Genomic DNA, 12356 nt, shown 5'->3' with positions numbered 1-12356 from the left:
CCCCCCGCCCGCGCCCCCCGCCCGGGCCCCCCCCCCCCCCCCCCCCCCCCCCCCCCCCCCACCGCACGGAGAGCCCCGCCACAAGCAACAGCCCCCGCCCGCCGTCGGCCCCCGCCCCCGGCACGCACAGCTCCGGCACCCGCGTGGAGAAGTCCGAGACGGCGACCCGAACGGTGCCGGGCGCGGGCCGCTCCACCACCACCCTGACCGACTCCCGCCGCGCATGCCGCACGGCATTGCCCACCAGCTCGGACACGACGAGCGCGGCATCCTCGGCCAGTCCCTCCATCCCCCACACAGCACAGGCGGCCCACACCAACCGCCGAGCCACACCAGCACTCTCCGGCTGCCTGGGCAGGGTCTGGCTGTAACCGGGATGCCCGGTCGGACGTACCCGAGTAGTGGGCTGCTGCATGACGGTCTGCCTCCTCGGAGCGGCCGAGCCCGGAGCGGCGCGTACGACCGCCGGGGCGCTGTGGGTCCAGACAACCGGAGGGCGTGATCGCACGGAGGAGCCACACAGGGGGCCAGGGAGGGGCCACACTGGAGACCGAGGGGGCCACATGAGCAACACCACTGAGCGGCGCCGTGAGTTCGGGGCGTACCTCGCCGGTCTGCGGCGGCACTCCGGCCGCTCGCAAAGTCGGTTCGCCGCCGCACTCTGCGCCGTGTCCGGCGCGCAGTCGCTCACCCGGAACGAGGTCTCCCGGTGGGAGCGGGGCGGACGCGTCCCGGATGTATGGCTGCCTGCGTTCGCCCAGTTGCTCGGAGTGCCCCTGCCCGAGTTGGAACAGGCCGCCGCCTACGCGCGGGGTGACGCCCGGATCACCCTTCCTGGGATCACGGCCACCCTGGCGGACCTGTTGCCCGACGGAGACGCCTTGGAGGCCCTGGCAGCCCCATCCGGCCGTCGGATCGGCGCCACCGCTGTGGACGACTTGGCGGCTCGCGTACATGGCCTCCGGCTCGCGGATGACGTGCTGTCGGGTGGGGACTTGATTGCCCCCGCCTTCCGTGAACTGCGGGCTGCCATTCGGCTGTACCGAGAGTCCGAGCACTCCGAGGAGACCGGGGGTGGGCTGCTGGTCCAGATCGGGGAGTTGGGCCAGATCGTCGGGTGGATCGCCTCGGACGCGGGGCGCGGCGGGGACGCGGAACGGGCCTACCGAATCGGTATCTCGGCCGCCCGGCAGGCCGGGGACGCGCCCCTCGTGGCACAGCTCGCGGGCAGCCTCGGCTACCACCTGACGAACACGGGCCGAGAGAAGGAAGGCCTGGAGTTGGCGAAGGCAGCCGTGGCGGAGGCCGGGCCGGACGCGCCGGCCGTGGCGCGCGCTCTGTTCCTGGACCGTGTGGCTTGGGCGCATACCCGTACCGGGGAGTCGCAGTCAGCTCTGCGGGCGCTGGGCCAGGCACACGCCGCTCTGGACTTCACGGGCGGCCCCCCGGCCCCCTCATGGGCGTACTGGGTGAACCGCGAGGAACTGGAGGTCATGGACGCGCGGGTGTTCACCGAGCTACGCCGTCCGCTGCGCGCGGTGCCGCTGCTCCAGGAGGTGCTGGCGCGCTATGACGCCACCCACGCTCGGGAAATGGCCCTTTACCGGTCATGGCTCGCCGTGGCGCTGGCAGACGCGAACGAGCCCGAGCAAGCCGCCGAAGAGGCTCGTCGTGTCATCGACACGTCCGGAGACCTCTCATCGGAGCGCACGGCGGACCGGGCCCGGAAGGTTCTCCACCGGCTGAGGGAATTCGAGGACGTACCCGAGGCACGCGAAGTGCTCAACGACTACGGCCACTTGTTGCTGACCGTCCCATGAACGGCCCAGCGGAACAACGCCCGTTCGGAGCGCACTTGGCGGACCTGCGCAAGCGAACCAGGCCGCCACAGAACAATTCGGCGGAACGCGGGCGGATCACACGCGAAGTGAGAACAGCCTGACCTGGCACCAGCAACACATATGAACAGGGAAGTTCAGAGCGGGAGACCCATCAGGTCGGCAAGTTGACGCGTCTCGTTCGTGAGGGTGCGGCGTCGGGCGATCGTGTCGGCAAGCGTGTCTCGGGCGTACGGCTGCTCGGCGATCCACTCGGGCGCCTCGGCCGCGACTTCGCCCAGCACTTCCAAGGCGCGGCCGTGCTGCCGGGTCATGGTGTACGCCTTCGCCACGTCCAGCCGATGGCGGTGGTACTCGGAGCCCTTACCGCCCTTCATCCGGGAGGCGATCTCCAGCACCTGGTCCGGTCTGTCCGTCACGACTCCCTGCTCGGCGGCCTTGTAGGCGACCGTGGCGGGCCCCCAGGTGGCAAGGCGCACGTCACCGTCGCCCAGTGGCCCGGTGGCCACGGCAGCCGACCGGGCGAGGCGCAGCATGTCGGCGGCTTCCCCGCCCCGGTTGTCCCGGAGGGCGGCCGCCTGTCCCTGGATGAGCAGCCACCCCCAGGCCGCGATCTCCTCGCCGGTCGCGCGGGACAGCCGGGGCTCCGCGTCGTCCGCCCACTTCACCGCCAGGTCACGAGCGGCGTCGAAGCGTCCTTGGCGGACCAGCAGCCAGGACCAGGTGGTGATGACGCTCGCCGCCCTGAGGCGGTCCGGGGCTTCGTCCAAAGCGCGGCGCAACGCCGTCTCGGCGGCGGCGTACTGGCGGGCGCCCGTCAGCGTCGAACCGGCGATCTGGAGCAGCTGGGCACGCGCCGCCCGCGCGGCCGGTGCGTCCCCGAGGGCTTCCGCGTCCCGCAGCAGCGGCACCAGGAGGTCCACCGCCTCCCGCATCCGCTTGCCGAAGTGGGCCGCCCGAACAGCCTCCAAGCCGTCCAGCACACCTCGGGTCGTCGGCTCCTCCTCGGGCTGCTCGGCCGGGCGCTCCACGGCATGCTGAAGCGCCTGCCACGGCTCGGGAGCGGGGTACGGCTCGGCAGGCGCCCGCGTGACCAACGAGGTCGTCGGCACCCGCAACGCACTGGCCAGCTTCCGGGCGGTCTCCATCCGCGTATCCGCGACCACACCCTGTTCGAGCTTCGTGATCAGCGAATGGCTGACCCCCGAAGCCCGCGCCAATTCTCTTGATGAGAGGCCGCGTTGCTTCCTGATCTCACGCAGCCGGTCTCCGAGTCCGTGTTCACCGGGCATGGACTGCCCTCCCTCATCCGTCACCACGGTACTGCTGCGTGCGCGTGCTCAAGGAAGCTTCAGATCAAATCAGTTGATGCCCCTCACCCCCAGAAACTCCGCCAACTCCCCCACCCCCGGCGGCCGATCCTCCAGCTCCTCCAGATCCCGCACGATGCCCACGGCCGACGTGTGATGCCGCATCCACGCGGGCGCGATTCGCCGCAGGGACTCCAGTACCCGCACCGCGCGAGCCCCGTGCCCCAGATCCGTGTGGGCCCGAGCGACGTCCAGCAGCAGCCAGGTGCGCCAGGACGGCGGGGTGTCGCTTGCCAGCCGCAGCCCCTTCGCCAGGTGCAACGCCTCCTCGGGGTGCCCGAACTGCACGGCCAGGCGGACGCGTTCGATGCGTACCGATGACGTGCTGAAGACGCTCACCCTGCGGGGGTCACCGGCGGCGGGGAGCGCGGGGACACGGGCCGCCTCGGTCTCGGCGCGTGCCATGAGACCGGCCGCGCGGTCGTGGTCGCCGCTGCGGGCCGCCGAGGTGGCGGCACTCATCGTCAGCGCGCCCCAGACCTTGAGCCCGTCGGCCGTGCCGGTGTGGCCGCCGTCGCGCAGCGTCTCCGCGGCGCCGAGCGCAATGTACAGCGCGTCCTCCAGCCGCCCCTGGCGCTGGTACGTCCACGCGACGGAGTTCACGACCACGGCCCGGAGCAGCGGATCGGCGGACCGCTCGGCCGCGTCCACGGCGCGTTCCAGGGCCGTCAGGGCGAGATCGGTACTGCCCGTGCGGACGGCCACGTGCCCGGCGAGCTGGAGCGCCTTCGCCAGGGCCCCGTGTCCGGCGGCGTCGGTCACGGCGGCGGAGCGGGCCTCCGCGATCAGGTGGGGCAGCGCCTCCAGCACGGTGTCGAACTCGGCCGCGTGGTAACGGGTCCAGCCGTCCGCTGTCCGCTCGCGCAAGCGGTCCAGCGAGAAACCCTCCCCCGGCGGCTGCGAGGGCGCCCCCAGTACGGGCATGACGGCGCGTCGTACGGCGACGAAGCGCGGCCCCTCGGCAGGGACGGCGGGCGGGTCGCCGAGCAGCGCGGTCAGCTCCACGTCGAGGCCGTTCGCCAGGGCGTGCAGCACGGGGAGGCGCGCCGAGTGGGCGCGTCCCTGTTCGAGCCGGTGGATGACCTCCACCGGAACCCCGGAGCGCTCGGCCAGTTCCGCCCGGGTCAGGGACGCCGACCGGCGCAGGCGGGCCAGGTTCCCGCCGAGATCCTGGTCGGCCACGATGCCCCCACCCCCGTACGGACTCCGCCCGGCGAGGAATCGGCCCCGCGCCGAAGCCGACCCGCGCGCGCACTCCCCCGCCCGGACATCGGGCTCCTCACTCCCCCGCGGACGCGTGCTCCGCCCCCGCCGGGACATCCATCTCGCGCCAGAACCCCGCCCGAATGGCGTAACGATCATGTTCGTCGATCTGGTCGTCCTTGTGGGCGAGGAGGCCGAAGCGGGCGGCGTAGCGGAGGAGTTCGCCGTCCACGCGGTGGGGGATGCGGGGGTACATGGTGGAGAGCTTCTGGAGGTGGTGCTGGTCGCCGAGGCGGGACATCCAGCGGCGGGCGAAGACCTGGCCGACCTCGTAGGGGTCGCCGCCGACGGTGGTGATGTCCTCCTCGCGGTCGGCCCAGCGCTGCTCGGCGGTGGTGAGCTGGGCGAGGGTGGGCATGGCGGCGGCCTCGGGGGGCTCGGCGGCCGTGCCGGGGCGGTCCACCCAGCCCTTGTCCGAGGACCACCTCAGGGTCGCGCTGCCCGGCTGCTGCACGGGGTGCGGGCCGGGCGCGCGCAGGGCGGCGAGGTCCTTGGGGGTGGGGACGCCTTTGGCGGGCGCGGGCACCCGCTCCCGTGCCCCGTGCTCGGGTGTGTCGGGGGCGGCCGGGCGGACGGGCTCGTCTTCGGGGTGCTCGGCGGGCCGCGCGGACGACGGGGCGGACTCGGGCAGCGGCGCGGAGAGGATCGCGGCGATCTCGGGCCGGGGCACGGGCGGCGGGGCGCACACCCCGGCGTGCTCCTTGGCGCGGACGGCCTGGGTGATCCAGGCCCGGTCCAGCACACGCCGCTCGTCGGCCTCGGCGACCAGGTCCTCGGACTGGTTGTAGTCGCCGTCGGCGGCCTGCACCGCCCACAGGTGTACGGCGACTCCGTGCTCCTTGGCCGCCATCATGCCCGGCAGCAGATCACCGTCGCCGGTCACCAGGACGACATCGGAACAGGCGCGGTTGCGGGCGAGTTCGGTCAGCTCGGCGTGCATCGCGGCGTCCACGCCCTTCTGCGCCCACCGACCGTCACTGCGGGTGAGGGCGCCGAGCCGGACGGTCACTCTGGGCATCACGCGGAGCCGCCGGTGCTCGGGCTGGGGCACGCGGTCGGGGGCGCCGTCGAACCAGTAGATGCGCAGCAGTGGCTGCTGGGTCTCGGCCTCGGCGCGCTCGCGCAGCCCCTGGATCAGCGCGGCGTGATCGACGGTGATCCGGGAGCGGGAGGGCTCACCGGCGAGGAGGCTCGCGGCGGCGCCCAGCAGATACCCGGCGTCCACCAGGACGATGCAGCGGTCCACGCGACTCACCCTCTTCCCCGAGGCTCTGTATGTCGGCTGTTCGTTGGCTTCCTTCGAGTCTGCCCGACCACGCGGGGGTTAACGGCCCGAACTCGATCTTCGGCGTGGCGTTTGCGGCGGGCGTCCGCCCACCACCCCTGTCACACACGGTAATTATCCGACATGCGCCTGATATCAGCCTATGTGAATCTGGTTTCGGTCCTGGCCCCCCACGATCCCCCTTCAGGAGGCAGATCATGGCCAAGAACAAGAACCGCAAGCAGAACGGCCCCCAGAACCGCGCCGCCCAGTCCGAGCAGGGCGCCGAGCGCGCGCAGCGCACCACCGAGGAGCACGAGGCCCCGCTCGCGGGCGCCACCGGCAGCCCCTCGGCCGCCGCCCGCAAGCAGCAGAAGCGCTTCGGCCACAACTGAGCCGACTTTCGGGCCGACTTCCGGGCCGACTTCATGGGCAGTTGACGCCCGCATTCTGCGAAGGTCCCGCGTTCCGCGTCGATTCCACGGTGCCACCGCGTTGATCGTGCATGGTGCGTATGCGTGAGAAGGGGCGCACCCCACTCGGGTGCGCCCCTTGTTCACGCGGCGTTCGTACGGCGGCGTTTCACCCCGCCAGGCACGACGGGCCCAGCAGCACCTTCAGGTCACCGAACAGCGCCGGGTCCGGCTTCACCCGGTGCCGGTCGAGCCGCAGCACCGTCGTCTTGCGCGGGCCCTGGAGCTTGATCCGGACCTCGCTGTCGCCCCGGTGGTGGGTGAGGATCTCCCCGAGGCGGCTGATCATGGGCGGGCTGACGCGGGTGACCGGGATGGTGAGGATCACCGGCGCGTTGGTGCCCGCGTTGGAGAGGTCCGGAACCTGGAGCTCCATCGCGACCAGCCGGGGCACGTCCTCCCGCTTGTCGAGCCGCCCCTTGACGAACACCACGGCGTCCTCGACGAGTTGGGTCGAGACGAGCTGGTAGGTCGCGGGGAAGAACATGCACTCGATGGAGCCCGCCAGATCCTCGACGGTGGCGATGGCCCAGGCGTTGCCCTGCTTGGTCATCTTGCGCTGGAGGCCGGAGATGATCCCGCCGATGGTGACGACCGCGCCGTCCGCGTGCTCGCCGCCGGTGAGCTGGGCGATACCCGCGTCCGCCTTGTCGGACAGCACGTGCTCCAGACCGAACAGCGGGTGGTCGGAGACGTAGAGGCCGAGCATCTCCCGTTCCTGCGCGAGCAGATACGTCTTGTCCCACTCGTCCTCGGAGAACTGGACGTCGAGTCCGAAGCCGGGTTCACCGGCCGCCGCCTCGTCGCCCATGCCGCCGAAGAGGTCGAACTGCCCCTCGGCCTCCTTGCGCTTGACCGCGACCACGTTGTCGATCATCGGTTCGTACTGCGCGGTGAGGCCCTTGCGGGTGTGGCCCATCGTGTCGAACGCGCCCGCCTTGATCAGCGACTCGGTGGTGCGCTTGTTGCAGGCGACCGCCTCGACCTTGTCGAGGTAGTCGGGGAAGGAGGCGTACTTCCCCTTGGCCTTGCGGCTCTTGATGATCGACTCGACCACGTTGGTGCCGACGTTGCGCACCGCCCCCAGACCGAAGAGGATCACGTCGTCGCCCTGGGCGGCGAAGTTGTGCACCGACTCGTTGACGTTCGGCGGGAGCACCTTGATGCCCATGCGGCGGCACTCGTTGAGGTAGATCGCCGACTTGTCCTTGTCGTCCTTGACGGAGGTCAGCAGCGCCGCCATGTACTCGGCCGGGTAGTTGGCCTTGAGGTAGGCGGTCCAGTACGACACCAAGCCGTACGCGGCGGAGTGCGCCTTGTTGAACGCGTAACCGGCGAACGGGACCAGTACGTCCCACAGGGCCTGGATCGCCTCGTCGCTGTAGCCGTTCTTGCGCGCGCCGGTCTGGAAGATGGTGAAGTTCTTCGCCAGTTCCTCGGGCTTCTTCTTGCCCATCACGCGGCGCAGGATGTCGGCCTCGCCGAGGGAGTACCCGGCGACGATCTGGGCGGCCTTCTGCACCTGCTCCTGGTAGACGATCAGACCGTAGGTGACGTCCAGGACCTCGGTGAGGGGCTCCTCCAGCTCCTTGTGGATCGGGGTGATCTCCTGGAGCTTGTTCTTGCGCAGCGCGTAGTTGGTGTGCGAGTCCATGCCCATCGGGCCGGGACGGTAGAGCGCGGAGACGGCGGAGATGTCCTCGAAGTTGTCGGGCTTCATCAGCCGCAGCAGCGAGCGCATCGGGCCGCCGTCGAACTGGAAGACGCCGAGGGTGTCGCCGCGCTGGAGGAGTTCGAAGGTCGTCGGATCGTCGAGCGGGAGGCTCAGCAGGTCGATCTCGACGCCCTTGTTGGACTTCACCATCTTGACGGCGTCGTCCATGATCGTCAGGTTGCGCAGACCCAGGAAGTCCATCTTCAGCAGGCCGAGCGACTCGCAGCTCGGGTAGTCCCACTGGGTGATGGTGACACCGTCCGTGTGGCGGACCCACACAGGGACGTGCTCGGTGATGGTCTCGCTGGACATGATCACACCGGCAGCGTGCACGCCCATCTGCCGGACCAGGCCCTCGACGCCCTTGGCGGTGTCGATGACCTTCTTCACGTCCGGTTCGTTCTCGTACATCCCCCGGATCTCGCCCGCCTCGCTGTAGCGCGGGTGCGAGGAGTCGGTGATGCCGTTGAGGTCGATGCCCTTGCCGAGCACGTCGGCGGGCATGGCCTTGGTGAGCCGGTCGCCCATCGCGTACGGGTAACCCAGCACGCGCGCCGAGTCCTTGATGGCGTTCTTCGCCTTGATCTTGCCGTACGTGCCGATCATGGCGACCTTGTCGGCGCCGTACTTCTCCGTGACGTACCGGATGACCTCCACGCGCCTGCGCTCGTCGAAGTCGATATCGACATCCGGCATGGAGACGCGCTCCGGGTTGAGGAACCGCTCGAAGATCAGGCCGTGCGGGATGGGGTCGAGGTCGGTGATGCCCATCGCGTACGCCACGATCGAACCGGCCGCCGAACCACGGCCGGGGCCCACCGCGATGCCCTGGTTCTTCGCCCACATGATGAAGTCGGCGACGACGAGGAAGTACCCCGGGAACCCCATCTGGATGATGACGTCCATCTCGTACTCGGCCTGCTTCTGCCGGTCGTCGGGGACACCGCCGGGGAAGCGGCGTTCCATGCCCCGGCGGACCTCCTCCTTGAACCAGGTGATCTCCGTGAAGCCGTCCGGGATGTCGAACTTCGGCATCAGGTTCCGCTCCTGGAACATGCCGGTGGTGTCCACCATCTCGGCGACCAGGAGGGTGTTGGCGCAGCCCTCCTGCCAGGCGTCCGAGGAGTCGATGGCGTACATCTCGTCCGTGGACTTCAGGTAGTAGCCGGTGCCGTCGAACTTGAAGCGGTCCGGGTCGGAGAGGTTCTTGCCGGTCTGGATGCACAGCAGCGCGTCGTGGGCCTGCGCCTCGTGGGCGTAGGTGTAGTGCGAGTCGTTGGTGACCAGCGGCGGGATGCCGAGCTTCTTGCCGATCTCCAGCAGGCCGTCGCGGACCCGGTGCTCGATGTCGATGCCGTGGTCCATCAGCTCCAGGAAGTACCGGTCCTTGCCGAAGATGTCCTGGTAGTCGGAGGCCGCCTTGATGGCCTCGTCGAACTGGCCGAGCCGCAGCCGGGTCTGCACCTCGCCCGAGGGGCAGCCGGTGGAGGCCACCACGCCCTCGGACCACTGCGAGATGGTCTCCTTGTCCATGCGCGGCCACTTCTGGAGCCAGCCCTCGGCGTACGCGTCGGAGGAGAGCCGGAAGATGTTGTGCAGGCCCGTGCTGTTGACCGCCCACATCGTCTTGTGGGTGTAACCGCCGGAACCGGACACGTCGTCCCGCTTCTGGTGCGGCTGGCCCCACTGGATCTTGCGCTTGTTGCGCCGGGACTCGGGCGCGACGTACGCCTCGATGCCGATGATCGGGGTGACCCCCGCCTTCTTCGCGGTGTGGAAGAAGTCGTAGGCCCCGTGCAGGTTGCCGTGGTCGGACATGGCGATGTGCGTCATGCCCATCTCGTTGCAGGCGTCGAACATGTCCTTGAGCCGCGCGGCACCGTCCAGCAGCGAGTACTGGGTGTGGACGTGCAGGTGCGTGAACGGCGGCTTCGACACGGTTTCGGCCTCCAGGGAGAGCGGGCGGCTGCGGTGGTCCGGCCGGGGCTGATGTGACTGGCGCGCACTCCGGGGGACAGCGTCGAAGTCTATGCCCCGGCACCGACAGCGGGAGCGGTCCCCCGCGGACCCACGTCTCGATCTTGGAACCACCTCCCAACGTTGGGAGGTGGTCCGACAAAGCCAATCAAACAAACGGCCGCCACCCGGCCTCCGGGAACCGGGCACTCCCGTGGCGCGTCGCCCGTTGGAGACAGCGGTGACACCGCCGTGACAGGTCGTGAAATGCCCTGATCGGCCGGTATGTCCCGTCCGCACCAACCGCGTCACTCGCGCACCAGGAGGCACCCCCCGATGTCGGTTCCCCAGCTCGGCGACGAACAGCGCGGCGAGGAGATCCTCGCCGTCCTCGACACCGCCTTCGGCCGGCTGCTGGCCGCCGATCCGGCCGCGTTCCGGGTGAAGTTCCGGAAGATGGCCGCATCCGCGTTCGCCTTCTACCGGGGCACGGCCTGCCTCTTCTACCACGACCTGGCCGCCGAGCGCCGGGGCGGCCCGTACCTGGACGAGCGCACCTCGCGGGTCTGGGTGCACGGCGATCTGCACGCCGAGAACTTCGGCACGTACATGGACGCGTCCGGCCGCCTGGTGTTCAACGTCAACGACTTCGACGAGGCGTACGTCGGCCCCTTCACCTGGGACCTGAAGCGCTTCGCCGCCTCCGTGGCGCTGCTCGGGTACGCCAAGGCGCTCAGCGACGCGCAGATCACCGAGCTGATCACGGTGTACGCGGAGGCGTACCGCGAGCGGGTCCGCGCCCTGGCGACCGGCGCCAAGGACGACGAGATGCCTCCGTTCACCCTGGACAGCGCCGAGGGTCCGCTGCTGGACGCGCTGCGCGACGCCCGCGCGCAGACCCGGTTCGGGCTGCTGGAGTCGATGACGGAGATCCGGGACTTCGAGCGCCGGTTCGCGCCCGGCGGCGGCTCGGTCGAGCTGGACGCGGCGACCCGGTACAAGGTGCTGGCGGCCTTCGACGGCTATCTGGAGACGCTGCCGGAGACCTCGCTGGCCCGCCCGGACTCGTACCGGGTGAAGGACGTGGTGGGGCGCCGGGGCATCGGGATCGGCTCGGCGGGGCTGCCGTCGTACAACATCCTGCTGGAGGGGCACAGCGACGCGCTGGAGAACGACGTCGTGATCTACATCAAGCAGGCGCAGACCCCGGCGGTGTCCCGGCACATCACGGACCCGGCGGTCGCGGGGTACTTCCTGCACGAGGGGCACCGCACGGTGATCTCGCAGCGCGCGCTCCAGGCGCACGCCGACCCGTGGCTGGGCTGGACCGAGCTGGACGGCCAGGGCCAGTTGGTCGCTGAGGTCTCGCCGTACGCGGTGGACCTGGACTGGAGCGACCTGGACGACCCGGAGGAGATCGCGGCGGTCGTCGCGGACCTCGGCCGGGCCACCGCGAGCATGCACGCGGCGGCCGACGACCAGTCCGGCGAGTCCCTGGTGCCGTTCTCCACCGAGCGGGCGATCGACGCGGTGCTGGCGGCCGACGAGGAGGGGTTCGCGCCGCTGCTGGTGGACTTCGCGCACAGCTACGGCGCACGGGCGCGGGCCGATCATCAGATCTTCCTCGACCTGTTCCGCAACGGGCGGATTCCGGGGCTGTAATCTTCGGCACGCACCGCCCTCCGTCACGCACAGCCAGCCTTTAGGGGTCCCTTACCGGGCCCCGTGACACACTCCCCCTGCTATGGACATATCCGGGACCCACCTCAGAGCCGTGCGCGCGGCCCTGTTCACGGCCGTGGTCGTGACGCTCGGCACCGCGTCGCACGTCCTGCTGTCCCGGACCCCGCTGCCCGTCGCGGCCGTGGCCGCCGTCGCGGCGGGTGTCTTCGCCACCGCGTTCGCCCTGGCGGGCCGCGAGCGCGGCTTCGGCCGTATCGCGGCCCTGCTGGTGCCGCTGGAGCTGGCCTCGGACACCGTCTTCACCACCGGCCAGCACGCCTGCTACGGCGCGGCGGGCGGCCCGGTGGCGGGTCCGCTGCACGCGGTCGGCCTGGACGTGCTGTGCAGCGGCGCGGTCGGCACCCCGCTGGCGCGGGTGGCGGCCGATCCCGGTCACGCGCCCGCCGCGCTGTTCGCGCACGCCGGTCCGGCCACCGCCTGGCTGCTGCTCGCCGCGCACGTGGGCGTCGGGCTGCTGGCCGCGGCCTGGCTGCGCCGGGGCGAGCGGGCGCTGACCCAGTTCCTGCGCGCGCTGGCCACGACCACCTTCCGGCCGCTGCTGCTCGCGGTCGCCGCCGTCGCCGTACGGCCCCTGGTCCGCAGGGCGCCCCGCCCGCGCGCCTCGGCCGCCGCGCCCGGCACGGGCGGCCTGCTTCTCGCGCACTCCCTGGGACGACGGGGACCGCCGTCCGCCCCGGTGCCCGCCTGACCGGCGCGGCACCCTCCGGCGCACACCGAGTCCCCCATACGCATTCC

9 protein-coding genes are annotated in these 12356 nt (G+C 70.9%); 4 read left to right on the top strand and 5 right to left on the bottom strand.

Annotated elements, in window-relative coordinates; all coding sequences use genetic code 11:
• Positions 1–415 (bottom strand): ATP-binding protein (locus tag KUM39_RS14950; RefSeq protein ID WP_217786113.1); only part of this gene is annotated, 415 nt, incomplete at its 3' end.
• 148 nt (positions 416–563) lie between these two features.
• Between KUM39_RS14950 and KUM39_RS14945 the strand changes: the two genes are divergently transcribed.
• Positions 564–1820 carry a helix-turn-helix domain-containing protein gene (locus tag KUM39_RS14945; RefSeq protein ID WP_217786112.1) on the top strand — a complete coding sequence of 419 codons (1257 nt, stop codon included), beginning with the start codon at positions 564–566 and terminating at the stop codon, positions 1818–1820.
• Positions 1821–1975: 155 nt separating this feature from the next.
• Here the strand turns inward: KUM39_RS14945 and KUM39_RS14940 are convergent, their stop codons facing one another.
• The 3 genes from KUM39_RS14940 to KUM39_RS14930 all read right to left on the bottom strand — a co-directional run bounded on the left by KUM39_RS14940 (position 1976) and on the right by KUM39_RS14930 (position 5717).
• On the bottom strand, positions 1976–3130 hold the full coding sequence (locus tag KUM39_RS14940; protein WP_217786111.1) for a helix-turn-helix domain-containing protein: 1155 nt from the start codon (positions 3128–3130) through the stop codon (positions 1976–1978).
• 69 nt (positions 3131–3199) lie between these two features.
• Positions 3200–4390 carry a helix-turn-helix transcriptional regulator gene (locus tag KUM39_RS14935; RefSeq protein ID WP_217786110.1) on the bottom strand — a complete coding sequence of 397 codons (1191 nt, stop codon included), beginning with the start codon at positions 4388–4390 and terminating at the stop codon, positions 3200–3202.
• 97 nt (positions 4391–4487) lie between these two features.
• Entirely contained in the window at positions 4488–5717 is a 1230-nt protein-coding gene (locus KUM39_RS14930) for an NYN domain-containing protein (RefSeq protein ID WP_217786109.1), read from the bottom strand.
• Positions 5718–5953: 236 nt separating this feature from the next.
• Here KUM39_RS14930 and KUM39_RS14925 point away from each other — a divergent pair, with 236 nt between their 5' ends.
• Positions 5954–6130, top strand: a complete 177-nt coding sequence (locus tag KUM39_RS14925) for a hypothetical protein (protein ID WP_217786108.1) — start codon at positions 5954–5956, stop codon at positions 6128–6130.
• A gap of 187 nt (positions 6131–6317) precedes the next feature.
• Here the strand turns inward: KUM39_RS14925 and dnaE are convergent, their stop codons facing one another.
• Positions 6318–9860, bottom strand: a complete 3543-nt coding sequence (gene dnaE / locus KUM39_RS14920) for a DNA polymerase III subunit alpha (RefSeq protein ID WP_217786107.1) — start codon at positions 9858–9860, stop codon at positions 6318–6320.
• A gap of 354 nt (positions 9861–10214) precedes the next feature.
• On the opposite strand from dnaE, the gene KUM39_RS14915 reads away from it, so the two are divergent.
• Both KUM39_RS14915 and KUM39_RS14910 read left to right on the top strand, forming a co-directional pair.
• A complete protein-coding gene (locus KUM39_RS14915) occupies positions 10215–11540 on the top strand; it encodes a DUF2252 domain-containing protein (RefSeq protein ID WP_217786106.1) in 1326 nt (441 codons plus the stop codon).
• Positions 11541–11622: 82 nt separating this feature from the next.
• Positions 11623–12309, top strand: coding sequence for a hypothetical protein (locus KUM39_RS14910; RefSeq protein WP_217786105.1), 687 nt, complete (start codon positions 11623–11625; stop codon positions 12307–12309).
• Positions 12310–12356: the final 47 nt, after the last annotated feature.

The organism is Streptomyces corallincola (genome assembly GCF_019104725.1).
Taxonomy (GTDB): domain Bacteria; phylum Actinomycetota; class Actinomycetes; order Streptomycetales; family Streptomycetaceae; genus Streptomyces; species Streptomyces corallincola.
This window is presented reverse-complemented; position numbering and strand designations above follow the sequence as displayed.